Here is a 10,238-nt window from a genome sequence, read left to right as displayed (position 1 = left end):
CAGGTCGGGGGAGGCGCTGAGCAGCTCCCTGATGCCGACCCGGACGATCTCGTGGTCGTCCACCAGGAAGACTCGCGACACCACCGCAACCACCTTCTTTCGATCGTTCCGCGATCACGATCTCTCAACCGACCGGCGGCACACAGGGACCAAAGACCCTGTCACCTGGAAGCCGGTGTGCTCCGCACCCGCTCGAACTCCTCGGTGTCGATCTCACCCCTGGCCGGCCGTTCCCTCAGCACCCGGGTCTCCGAGCCGGTGTGCGGCGATCGGCGCAGCAGCACGACCACCAACGCGACCAGGCCGCCCCAGGACACCAGCAGGGTCAGCGCCATCATCGGGAACCCGCCCCAGCCCATCGCGGTGCCGTAGTACCAGTTCATCATCTTCGCCTCCGTTGCCGTGTCCAGGCTCTTCCGTGGAACCGGTCGTGCGGAGAGTCCACGTGCCCGATCCGGGGTGAGCACGTCCGCTCTGTCCGCGCGGGCGGAGCCAAGGGCCCGGTCGGCACGGGACCAACGACCGCGTCCGCGGGCCGTGCCGATTCCTAGCGTTGAAGCCGGAAGGGAGTCCGCCATGCGCGCTCGCGACATCATGACCAGCCCGGTGATCACCGTGACGCCGGCCGTCCCGCTCAAGGGCGCGGCCGCGTTGATGGTCTCGCACGGGTTCACCGCGCTGCCCGTCGTCGACGACGACAAGCGCCTCGTCGGCATCGTCACCGAGGCCGACCTGGTGCGCGGTGGCTACCTCGAGGAGACCGGCGGCGTGGTCGCCGACGTGATGACCACCCCCGCCGTGGCGATGGACGCCGCCGCCCCCGCCGAGATGCTGGCCCGCGTCATGATCGACGACCGCAGGCGGTGCGTCCCGATCGTCGACGGCTCGACCGTGATCGGCGTCGTCACCCGCCGCGACCTGGTGCGAGTGCTCGCCAGGGCCGACACGACCGTGGCCGCGGAGGTCCAGCGCGTGCTCGACATGTACGGCAGCGGTCGCAAGTGGACGGTCACGGTCCACGACGGCGAAGCCGTGATCGGCGCCGTCACCACCGACGAGGAGACCGAACGGGTCCTCGTCGCACTCGCCGACGCGGTGCCGGGCGTGCTCCGCACCCGCGTTCTGACTGGAGGACAGCGATGAAAGCCCCATCCGCCCCGATCGTGGCCGGCGTCGACGGCTCCGCCTCAGCGCTGTCCGCCGTCACCTGGGCCGCGCGGGAATGCGCCCGCCACCGGGTGCCGCTGCGGCTCGTGCACGCCTACGCGCTGCCGACCCGCGGCTACCCCGAGGTCATCCTCACCGGCAACGAGATCCGCCAGGCGATCGAGAACCTGGGCCGCGACAAGCTGGAGGAGGCCACCGCGGCGGCTCGGGCGGTGGCGCCGGAAGCCGAGGTGACGACGGAGATCGTGTGCTGCGGCTCCACCGCACTCCTGATCGAGGAGTCGAAGTCCGCGCGCCTCGTCGTGGTCGGTTCGCAGGGCCTCGGCACGGTGACCGGCATGCTGGTCGGTTCCACCGCCCTGGCGTTGGCAGCGCACGGCAAGAGCCCGGTCATCGTGGTCCGCGGCACCGCCGTTCCCGACGGCCCGGTGGTCGTCGGCGTCGACGGGTCCCCGACCAGCGAGGCCGCGCTCGCGTTCGCCTTCGAGACGGCCTCGATGCGCGGCGCCCAGCTCACCGTGGTGATGTGCTGGCAGGACTTCATGGTGGAGAGCGCTTACACCGCCTCACGGTTCACTGTGGACTGGGGACAGGTGGAGGCCGACGAGCGCAGGCTGCTGGCGCAACGCCTCGCCGGGTGGCAGGAGAAGTACCCGGACGTGCTGGTGCACCCGGTGGTCGTGCGCGATCGGCCGGTGCGGGCGCTGATGCGCTACGGGGCTGAGGCTCAGCTCGTGGTGGTGGGCAGCCACGGGCACGGCGGGTTCACCGGGATGTTGCTCGGCTCGACGAGTCAGGCACTCGTCTACAACGCGCCGTGCCCGTTGGCGGTCGTGCGACCCGGCTAGCGGGTCGCCGTCGGGGGAATGACCACGACAGGGCAACAGGCTTGGCGCAGGCAGTTCGCGGCGACGCCGTGCGAGAGGAACTCGCGAACCGCCCCACGGCCACGTGTGCCGATCACCAGCAGTGCGGCGTGTTTCGACGCCTCCGCCAGGTGTTCGGCCGCGTCGCCGACGACCACGCACTCGGTGACGTCCGGCGCGTGGAGCATCGTGCCGCGCACCTGCCGCACGGTGTCGTGGAGTTCGCGCGCCGGATGCCTTCGCGGCATCTCTCCGTACGGGTTGAGCCCCATCGGCACGGCCGGCACGACCACCGGCTCCTTCTGGTAGGCCAGCACGGCCTCCACCCGCGCGCCGCGGTGCGCTGCCTCTTCCATCGCCCACCGCAACGCCGCGCGCGACTCGGTCGAACCGTCGACGCCGACCAGGATCACAGGTGTCCTCATGGCTGCTCCCATCGCTCGGAACCAGCGTGCGGCCTGGGCGTGAGCGCTGGCAGGGGCCAACGTCACGAGCCGCGCGAGTCCATCCGCACTGCTGACGTGCACGCACGCGGCGATCCCTCGATCACATCGATCGAACGGAGGACGCGATGAAGGCGAAGCGGGGCGATTGGCTGGTAGATCCCGGCGGGCGGCGCGGACGGATCACCGCGGTCGAGCATTGACGGAGAGGCAGCACGCCTTCACGCGGGCCAAGTCGTGGAGAGCTGGCCGATGTCGCTCGAGGCGGCGCACTCGCCGGCCGCGATCCCGGTGCTGTTCCTCGTGATCACCCGCGCGGCTCGCGCCCGTGGTCGTCGCGTTCGGTCCGGGCATGGCCTGGCAGGCCGGGGACGAAGGTCCCGGACGGCGCGGGACCCGGGGCACTCACCGCTCGCGGCGTGGACGGCGAGGCTGAAGCACATGAGCGAGAACGAGCCCCGGCCCGTGGTGGTCGGCATTGATGGATCACCGGCCGCGCAGTCGGCGTTGCGGTGGGCCGTGGAGGACGCTCGCCGGCGCGGATGCCCGGTCGACGTGATCACGGCTTGGCACCCGGACTACGGCGGGATGATCGGCCCGGTGCCCGCCGAGGTGCTGATGGCGATGTCGCCGCAGGCGATGAAGGACTCGGCGCAGAAGGCACTCGACGGTGCCGTGCAGGGGTTCGAGGGCGTGGAGATCCGGCGGATCCTGGTCGAGGGCGACCCCAGGGACGCGCTCACCAGAGCGTCGGAGGACGCGGAACTGCTGGTGGTCGGCAGCCGCGGGCACAGCAAGTTGGTCGAGGCCGTCCTCGGTTCGGTCAGCTCCTACTGCGTGCACCACGCCGCGTGCCCGGTCGTCGTGATCCGCGAGCCGAAGGTCAAGAAGGAGCACGCGCTCGCCACTGCGGCCGCACCGCTGACGCCTGGACCACTGCTGTGAACGCGGCGGCGTTGCTGACGGACGGCTCGGTCGTCACCGTGCGCGAGCTGGGCCCGGACGACGTCTCGGCCCTGCTCGAACTGCACCGCGGACTGCCGATCGAGGACCAGTACCTCAGGTTCTTCAGCACGTCGCCGCGGCAGCTGGAGGACTTCGTCGAGCGGATGGTCTCGCCGGACTCCCCGCACCACGTGGTGCTCGGCGCCTACCGTGACGACCGGCTGCTGGGGGCCGCGAGCTACGTGGTGGTGCGGCAGACGGACTTCGCGGAGGTCGCGCTGGTCGTGTCGCACGCCGAGCAGGTCCACGGCGTCGGCACCCTGCTGCTGGAGCACCTGGCGTCGCTGGCGCGCGGCCGGGGCGTGCGGCGGTTCACCGCCGACGTGCTCACGATCAACGGCCGGATGCTGCGCGTGTTCACGAGCATGGGTCTCGTGACCTCGATCGTGCCCGATGGCGAGGTCGTCTACGTCGAGCTCGTCCTCGAGCCCGGCGACCACTACCTCGACGTGGTGAGCGAACGGGAGTCGCGCGCCGACGTCGCGAGCCTGACGCACGTGTTGCGTCCCACCTCGATCGCCGTGATCGGAGCGGGCCGGTCGCCGGACTCGGTGGGTCACGCGGTTCTCCGCAACCTCGCCGAGGGTGACTTCGCGGGCGACCTGTACGCGGTCAACCCGCACGCGAAGTCCGTGGCCGGCGTCGACTGCCACACCTCGGTGAACGAACTGCCCGAGGCACCCGAGCTGGCGGTGCTGTGCGTGCCGGCGAAGGCCGTTCCCGCCGTCGCCGAGGAATGCGGTCGTCGCGGGGTGCGGGCCTTGGTCGTCATCTCGTCCGGTGTCGACGCGGAAGAGCTGCTGAACGCGGTTCGCGCGCACGGCATGCGGCTCGTAGGCCCGAACTGCCTTGGTGTGTCGACCAGTTCGCCGGGCGTGCGGATGAACGCGACCTTCGCGGCGCACAGCACGCTCCCCGGCCACATCGGGCTGGTCACCCAGTCCGGCGGGATCGCGATCGGCGTGCAGGAAGAGCTGCGCCGGCTGGGTCTCGGCCTGTCGAACCTCGTCTCCACCGGCGACAAGCTCGACATCAGCAGCAACGACCTGCTGATGTGGTGGGAGCACGACCAGGACACCCGGATCATCGCGCTGTACCTGGAGTCCTTCGGCAACCCGCGCAAGTTCGCCCGCGTCGCCCGCCGCGTCGCCGCCACCAAACCGGTGCTCGCCATCCGCGCCGCCACCAGCGAAGCCGGTCAGCGTGCCGCCGCCTCGCACACCGCCTCGACCGCGACGCCGTCGGTCACCAGGGACGCGCTGTTCCGGCAGGCAGGTGTGATCGCGGTCGGCAGCGTGCCCGAACTGACCGACGCCGTGATGGCCCTGAGCTGGCAGCCGCTCCCCGGTGGACGGTCGGTCGCGGTGCTCAGCAACGCCGGCGGGCTCGGCGTGCTGGCCGCGGACGCCTGCGTCCGCCAAGGCCTTCAGATGGCCACGCTCGGCGAGGAGACCCGCCAGGCGCTGGCGCAGCTCGTCCCGCCGACGGCCAGCGTGCAGAACCCGGTCGACACCACCGCGGTCGTCGACGAGAAGACCTTCGCCCGCTGCCTCGACCTCGTCGGCGCGGACCCGGCGGTCGACTCCGTGATCACCGTGACGGTGCCGACCGCACTCGGTGAACCCACGGGCGGTGTGCACAACGTCGAAGGCAAGCCCGTGCTCGCGGTGCGCACCGGCCAGACCGAACGGCTCGCGGGTGACGTGCCCTGTTACGCCGAACCCGCTCGCGCCGCCGCCGCACTCGCACGGCTGGTGGAGCGGGCGGACTGGCTGACTCGCCCGCGGGAATTCGCCCGCCTGAACCGGATCGACCTCGACACCGCGAAAGCGATCGTTGCCGAGAAGGAGGGCTGGCTGCCTCCGGACGAGGTGATGACGCTGCTGACCGCGTTCGGCCTGCCGGTGCTGGGCGGAACGCTCACGACGACCGCAGAGCACGCGGTGGCGGCCCAGCAGGCCTACGACGCTCCGGTCGCGCTCAAGGCGGTGGCCGACGACCTGCTGCACAAGAGCAAGGGAGGCGGCGTGGAGCTCGGCGTCGTCGGCGCCGCCGGTGTGGCGGAAGCCTTCCGCGCGTTCCAGGAGCGGTTCGGCGACCGGTTGCGCGGTGTGTTCGTGCAGCCGATGGCCTCCAGCGGCCGGGAGCTGCTGGTCGGCGTCGTCACCGACGAGAAGTTCGGACCACTCGTGGTCACCGGACTCGGCGGCGTGGACACCGACCTGCTCGACGACCGCGCCGCGGCTCTCGCACCACTGTCCACAGCGGACGCCGACGACCTGCTGCACGGCTTCCGCACCGCGGGCCACGTGCTCGCCGGCGCCAACGAGGCCGCCGTCCGCGAGGTCCTGCTCCGAGTCGCGGAACTGGCAGGAGCCCTGCCCGAGGTCGTCGAGCTCGACATCAACCCCCTGGTGCTGACGGACCAGGGATGCGTGGTCGTCGACGCACGAGTGCGCGTCGCGCCCGCCCGGAACATCGATCCTTTCCTGCGCCGCCTGCGCACCACCTGACAACGCGAACCAGAGGAGAAAGTCATGAGCACCAAGCCGATCGTGGTGGGCGTCGACGGAACGCCCGCGTCGGACCGAGCACTGGAATGGGCACTGGACGAGGCGGTGGTGCGGGGACGCCCGTTGCACGTCGTCCACGCCTGGACGTTCGAGGCGCTCGCGGACTGGACCGAGACCACCGAACAGCGCGTGCGGGCCGAGTCGGAGGCGTTGCTCGAGAAGGCGGTGCTGAAGGCGTCGGAGCAGCGTCAGGACCTGCCCGAGATCGTCCGCACGAGCGTGCGCGGCGACGCCGCCGAGGCGCTCGAGAAGGCCTCGGAGGGTGCCGAGTTGCTGGTCGTCGCCTCGCACACCGGGCACCGGATCCGTCAGATCGTCCTGGGCTCGACGAGCATGCACGTCGTGCGGCACGCGCACGCGCCGATCGTCGTCATCCCCGTGAACGACCGCGAGCTCGCGGAGACCGCGCGATGAAGGCCGCCGACGTGATGGCCCGTCCACTCGTCACGGTCGGGCCGCGTGACTTCGCCCGTCACGCCGAGGGGCTGATGGACGACTTCGGCCTGACGATGCTGCCTGTCGTCGACGGGAGCGTCTTCGTCGCCGTGGTGACCAAGGCCGGTTGCCGCCGCGGTGAGGGCGGCTCGCTCAAGGTGGAGCAGGTCATGTCGCAGCCGGTGCTGACGGTCGGGCCGGAGTTCGACGTGGCGACGCTGTTCGAGGCGATGACCCGCTACGAGGTGCTCTGCGTGCCGGTGCTCGACTACGGCCAGGTGATCGGCATGGTCACCCGGCTGGACGTGCTGCGGGCGATCAGCCACGACGACCCGCACCTGCGAGTGGGCCATGCCGCTGAGCACTGCTGACCGCGAGGACGTCGTCCACCACGGTCTGCCGGTGGCCGAGGTCGTCCTGATCGCGGAGACCGACGAGGCCGCCGGCCTGTCCACCACCCAGTGGCGGGACCGGCTGGCCGCGCTCGGGCCGAACGAGCTGCCCGCCCAGCGCGGGCAGAGCTGGGTGGTGCGGCTGCTCGGACAGCTGCACCACCCGCTCATCTACGTCCTGCTGGTGGCCGCGGGCATCACCGCGGCCCTGGGCGAGATCGTGGACGCCTCCGTGGTGTTCGGCGTCGTCGTGGTCAACGCCATCATCGGTTTCATCCAGGAGGCGCGTGCCGAACGTGCGTTGGACGCGTTGACGGCGATGGTGCGCACCGAGGTGACCGTCGTGCGTGACGGCCTCACCGCACGGGTCCCGTCAGGGGAGCTCGTGCCGGGCGACCTGGTCGTGCTGGAGGCGGGCGACCAGGTCGGCGCGGACCTGCGCCTCGTCACCACGAAGGAGCTGCGCGTCGACGAGTCGGCGCTGACCGGTGAGTCCCTGCCGGTGGCGAAGAGTTCGGTGGCGTTGCCCTCGGACACCGCGCTGGCCGACCGGACCAACATGGCCTACTCCGGCACGCTCGTGACCGCGGGCGGCGGGCGCGGCGTCGTGGTCGCGACCGCCACGGACACCGAGATCGGCCGCGTGCACCGGCTGGTCAGCACGACCACCACCGTGCAGACCCCGTTGACCCGCAAACTCACGCGCTTCAGCCAGATCCTGACCGTGGTGATCCTCGGCCTCGCGGCGTTCAGCGTCCTGGTCGGCGTGCTGCGCGGCGAACCTCTCGCGGAGATGGTGACGGCGGCCGTCGCCCTCGCCGTGGGCGCGATCCCGGAAGGCCTTCCCGCCGCGGTCACGGTGACGCTGGCGATCGGGGTGGCGCGGATGGCGAAGCGCAACGCGATCATCCGCCGGTTGCCCGCCGTCGAGACGTTGGGCAGCACCACGGTGATCTGCACGGACAAGACGGGGACGCTGACCGCCAACGCGATGACGGTCAGCGCGGTCGTGGTGGGAAGCACGCGTCATGAGCTCTCGGGCATCGGCTACGAGCCCGCCGGGGCCATCACACCTGAGCCGAACTCAGGTCTGCGCGCATGCCTGCTGGCCGGTCTCGCGTGCAACGACGCGCGGATCGTGGAGGACGGCGGACGCTGGCTCCCCGTCGGCGATCCGACCGAGGCCGCGCTCGTCGTGGCGGCACGCAAAGCCGGGCTCGACGAGAGCGACGTACCCGAGCGGGTGGACGTGCTGCCGTTCAGCTCGGAGCGGATGTTCATGGCGACCCGGCACGCCGGCGACGTGGTCTACGTCAAGGGCGCGGTCGAACGGATCCTCACCCTCGCCGGTCTGGACCGGTGCGTCGAAGCCGAGGAGCTGGCCGCCGCGGGGCTGCGGGTGCTGGCGATCGGTCGCGCGGCGGGTGTCGAGCTGTCCGAGGAAGGCTTGCGGGGCAACGTGGTCCTGCTCGGGCTGGTCGCGATGCACGACCCGGCACGGCCCGAGGCGATCGAAGCCGTCCGCGCCTGCCAGGCCGCCGGCATCGAGGTCAAGATGATCACCGGCGACCACCCGGCCACGGCCCGTGCCATCGCGGCGGAGTTCGGCATCACCGACGTGCACGCCCGCGTCGCGCCCGAGGAGAAACTGAGGCTGGTCAAGCAGATCCAGGCCGGCGGCGAGGTCGTCGCGATGACCGGCGACGGGGTGAACGACGCTCCGGCGTTGCGGCGCGCGGACATCGGCGTGGCGATGGGCAAGGGCGGCACCGAGGTCGCGAAGCAGGCGGCCGACATGGTGCTGACCGACGACAACTTCGCCTCGATCCGTGCCGCGGTCGAGGAAGGCCGTGCGGTCTTCGACAACCTGCGCAAGTTCATCATCTGGACCTTGCCCACCAACATGGCCGAGGGCCTGGTGATCCTCACGGCGATCCTGCTCGGCACGGCACTGCCGATCCTGCCGGTGCAGATCCTGTGGATCAACATGACCACCGCCGTCGCGTTGGGACTGACGCTCGCGTTCGAACCACGCGAGGCGGACGTGATGAGCAGACCGCCGCTGCCGCCGTCACTCCCGCTGCTGACCCGGCAACTCGTCGGCCGCATCGTGTTCGTCTCCGCGATCCTGCTCGCGTGCTCGTTCGGCGCGTTCCGCTGGCAGCTCGCCTCAGGCACCACGCTGGAGGTCGCGCGGACCGTGGCGGTGAACGTCTTCGTCGGCGCCCAGATCGCCTACCTGGTCAACTGCCGCTCGCTGGAGAAGTGGCGACCGGCGACCGGACCGAATCGGTGGCTGTGGGTCGGTGTCGGACTGACCGTCGGGCTGCAACTGCTGCTCACGTACGTGCCGTTCATGAACGACCTGTTCCACACCGCGCCGCTCGGGTGGCAGCCCTGGCTGGTGGTCTTCATGCTGAGTGCGGCGGCGTACGTCGTCGTGGAGCTGGAGAAGTGGCGGCAGCGCCGCGGGAACGGGAGCTGATGGCGAAGCTGGGGCGCGAGGTGTACGAGCAGGAGCTGCTCCGGTTGCAGACCGAGCTGGTGAAGCTGCAGGAGTGGGTGAAGGCCACCGGTGCCCGGCTCGTGGTGGCGTTCGAGGGCCGCGACGCCGCGGGCAAGGGCTCGGCGATCAAACGGATCACCGAGCACCTCAACCCGCGCGTCGCCAGGATCGTCGCCTTGCCCGCGCCCAGCGAACGCGAACGCACCCAGTGGTACTTCCAGCGCTACACGGCACATCTGCCGGCGGCGGGGGAGATCGTGCTGCTGGACCGCAGCTGGTACAACCGCGCCGGTGTCGAACGCGTGATGGGCTACTGCACGCCGGAGGAGCACCGGCTGTTCCTGCGGCAGTGCCCGCTGTTCGAACGGATGCTCGTCGAGGACGGCGTCCTGCTGCGCAAGTACTGGTTCTCGGTCAGCGACGCCGAGCAGGAGCGCCGCTTCCGCAAGCGCCTCGACGACCCCTTGAAACGCTGGAAGCTCTCCCCGATGGACCTCGAGTCGTTGACGCGCTGGGAGGACTACTCCCGCGCCAAGGACGAGATGATGGTCCACACCGACATCGCCGAATCACCCTGGTACGCGGTCGAAGGCGACGACAAGCGACGGGCGCGGATCAACATGATCGCCCACCTGCTCAGCACGATCGACTACCACGAGGTCACCGCGCCGAAGATCAAGCTGCCCGCGCGGCCACCGTCCAGCGGCTACCAGCGCACTGCCCGCGCCCTGCAACGAGAAGTACCGGATCACGCCGCCAAGCTGGTCTGAACGCAGGGAGTTCGGTGATCGCGCTTCGCCGCTCGACCTCTCCCGGACGAAGAGAAAGGGCGCCGCGTCCGCGGCGCCCTC

The 10,238-nt window shown here is 70.8% G+C and carries 10 protein-coding genes; 8 read left to right on the top strand and 2 right to left on the bottom strand.

The annotated features are described in order from the left end of the window. Positions 1-161: 161 nt before the first annotated feature. Positions 162-386 carry an SHOCT domain-containing protein gene (locus tag ACIQF0_RS39020; RefSeq protein WP_401038539.1) on the bottom strand — a complete coding sequence of 75 codons (225 nt, stop codon included), beginning with the start codon at positions 384-386 and terminating at the stop codon, positions 162-164. A 190-nt stretch (positions 387-576) separates the two neighbouring features. Between ACIQF0_RS39020 and ACIQF0_RS39015 the strand changes: the two genes are divergently transcribed. After that, positions 577-1,143, top strand: a complete 567-nt coding sequence (locus ACIQF0_RS39015) for an HPP family protein (protein ID WP_401038537.1) — start codon at positions 577-579, stop codon at positions 1,141-1,143. Further along, positions 1,140-2,015, top strand: coding sequence for a universal stress protein (locus tag ACIQF0_RS39010; RefSeq protein ID WP_401038534.1), 876 nt, complete (start codon positions 1,140-1,142; stop codon positions 2,013-2,015). The genes ACIQF0_RS39015 and ACIQF0_RS39010 overlap by 4 nt, the downstream gene beginning before the upstream one ends. Here the strand turns inward: ACIQF0_RS39010 and ACIQF0_RS39005 are convergent. After that, a complete protein-coding gene (locus ACIQF0_RS39005) occupies positions 2,012-2,458 on the bottom strand; it encodes a universal stress protein (RefSeq protein WP_401038532.1) in 447 nt (148 codons plus the stop codon). The genes ACIQF0_RS39010 and ACIQF0_RS39005 overlap by 4 nt on opposite strands. Positions 2,459-2,728: 270 nt before the next feature. Between ACIQF0_RS39005 and ACIQF0_RS39000 the strand changes: the two genes are divergently transcribed. Genes ACIQF0_RS39000 through ppk2 form a run of 6 tightly spaced genes read left to right on the top strand, consistent with a single transcriptional unit; the run spans position 2,729 to position 10,157 of the window. Beyond that, positions 2,729-3,421 (top strand): universal stress protein, encoded by a 693-nt coding sequence (locus tag ACIQF0_RS39000; RefSeq protein WP_401038530.1) that lies wholly within the window; start codon positions 2,729-2,731, stop codon positions 3,419-3,421. Further along, a complete protein-coding gene (locus ACIQF0_RS38995; RefSeq protein WP_401038528.1) occupies positions 3,418-5,994 on the top strand; it encodes a GNAT family N-acetyltransferase in 2,577 nt (858 codons plus the stop codon). The genes ACIQF0_RS39000 and ACIQF0_RS38995 overlap by 4 nt, the downstream gene beginning before the upstream one ends. A gap of 24 nt (positions 5,995-6,018) precedes the next feature. Continuing rightward, a complete protein-coding gene (locus ACIQF0_RS38990; protein ID WP_401038524.1) occupies positions 6,019-6,468 on the top strand; it encodes a universal stress protein in 450 nt (149 codons plus the stop codon). Beyond that, complete coding sequence (locus ACIQF0_RS38985; protein ID WP_401038521.1) at positions 6,465-6,860, top strand: HPP family protein; 396 nt, start codon at positions 6,465-6,467, stop codon at positions 6,858-6,860. Before ACIQF0_RS38990 ends, ACIQF0_RS38985 begins: the two co-directional genes overlap by 4 nt. Beyond that, positions 6,841-9,366: a cation-translocating P-type ATPase gene (locus tag ACIQF0_RS38980; protein WP_401038519.1), complete on the top strand. Its 2,526-nt coding sequence runs from the start codon at positions 6,841-6,843 to the stop codon at positions 9,364-9,366. The genes ACIQF0_RS38985 and ACIQF0_RS38980 overlap by 20 nt, the downstream gene beginning before the upstream one ends. After that, positions 9,366-10,157, top strand: coding sequence for a polyphosphate kinase 2 (gene ppk2 / locus ACIQF0_RS38975; RefSeq protein WP_401038586.1), 792 nt, complete (start codon positions 9,366-9,368; stop codon positions 10,155-10,157). The genes ACIQF0_RS38980 and ppk2 overlap by 1 nt, the downstream gene beginning before the upstream one ends. Positions 10,158-10,238: the final 81 nt, after the last annotated feature.

It is taken from the genome of Lentzea sp. NPDC092896 (assembly GCF_044754905.1).
Classification (GTDB): Bacteria; Actinomycetota; Actinomycetes; order Mycobacteriales; family Pseudonocardiaceae; genus Lentzea.
This window is presented reverse-complemented; position numbering and strand designations above follow the sequence as displayed.